The sequence below is a fragment of the Streptomyces sp. CC208A genome (genome assembly GCF_030010625.1).
Lineage (GTDB): Bacteria > Actinomycetota > Actinomycetes > Streptomycetales > Streptomycetaceae > Streptomyces.
In genome coordinates this window covers 1-1,159 of sequence record NZ_JASCXN010000102.1, presented here as the reverse complement: position 1 = coordinate 1,159, position 1,159 = coordinate 1, and the positions used below count along the sequence as shown (strand labels likewise).

The following is a 1,159-nucleotide window of genomic DNA, read 5'->3' as shown; positions in this document are numbered from 1 at the left end:
CTGAGCTTGAAAGGGTGAGGTGACAGGGCTACGGAGGCTCCAGCCCGAGTCCAGTCTCGGCGATGAAGCCGTCGAGGATCTCGGGTCGGCGTTGGATGCCGCGCAAGCGGTTCTTCACGAGTGGAGTGAGGTCGTCGATCGTCCGGGGTGCGAGGTTGGCCAGGGACTTCTTCAGGTGGGCCCACACGCCTTCGACCGGGTTGAGGTCGGGTGCGTAGGGCGGGAGTTTGACGATGGTCAGCCAGTCGCTGTTGCGTTCGCAGAACTCCCGCAACGCCTTGGCGTGATGGGTGCTGGCGTTGTCCCACACCACGATCAGCGGGGCACCGCCGAGCTGCCGGCGGGCAGAGGTCAGCAGGTCCGCGAACTCGCGGGCCCGGAAGCCCTTCTTCTCGCCGGTCCGGCCTCGGTACGTCTGGGTCCGGTAGATCAGCCTGGTCTCGCGGCCCGGTCTAACGCAGATCATCCCGGTCATCAGGACCCGGCCCGATCCCTTCCCCGTCACCTTGGCCAACGGAGTTCGGCCCCGCCGCGACCAGGTCCTGCCCTTGCCGGGCTTCAGGTCCTGCCCGGCCTCGTCCTCGAAGACTATCCACGCGCCCAGGAGCTGGGCCGTCCTCTTACCCGTGACCACTGCTCCGTCCGCCACGCGGCGACGGCCTCTTCGTTCCGCTCGACCGCCCGGTGCGCGGGGACCTGCGGTGACCAGCCCAGCCGGTGCAGCAGATACGACACCCCACGCGGGGTGTACCGGTGGCCGAACAGGCGGTGAATCAGCTCCGCGACCCTGGCCAGAGTCCACCGCTGGTCCTCCATCCAGCCGTGCGCCGCCGGTCCGGCCTCCAGCTCGGCCTGCAACCGCTCCGCCTGAACATCGCCCAGCCGGCACGGAAAGCCACCAGCCCCCTTGGACGCCAGAGCCGTTCTGCCGCCTTGGCGCCAGGCGGCGTGCCAGGCGTAAGCCGACTTCCGCGACACCCGTAACCTGCGAGCCACCTCCGGCGGCCGCACCCCCTGCCCGAACATCTCCGCGGCCTCGAAACGCACCACTTCACGCTTCGCCCGCCCCGCGGCGGTCAGCCCGCCGCCATCCGCGTACCTCATGACGAGGATGTAGCACCGCCAACGCCCCCTGTCACCCCACCCTTTCAAGCTCAGC

2 protein-coding genes are annotated in these 1,159 nt (G+C 69.2%); both read right to left on the bottom strand.

Translation table 11 applies throughout. The features are described from left to right. Positions 1 to 28: 28 nt before the first annotated feature. The gene (locus QK442_RS36160) at positions 29 to 649 is read right to left on the bottom strand and encodes an IS630 family transposase (RefSeq protein WP_282698380.1); all 621 of its coding nucleotides are present in this window, start codon (positions 647 to 649) and stop codon (positions 29 to 31) included. Then, a partial coding sequence (locus tag QK442_RS36155) for a winged helix-turn-helix domain-containing protein (RefSeq protein ID WP_349239708.1) occupies positions 589 to 1,159 on the bottom strand: 571 nt, incomplete at its 5' end. The genes QK442_RS36155 and QK442_RS36160, both read right to left, overlap by 61 nt.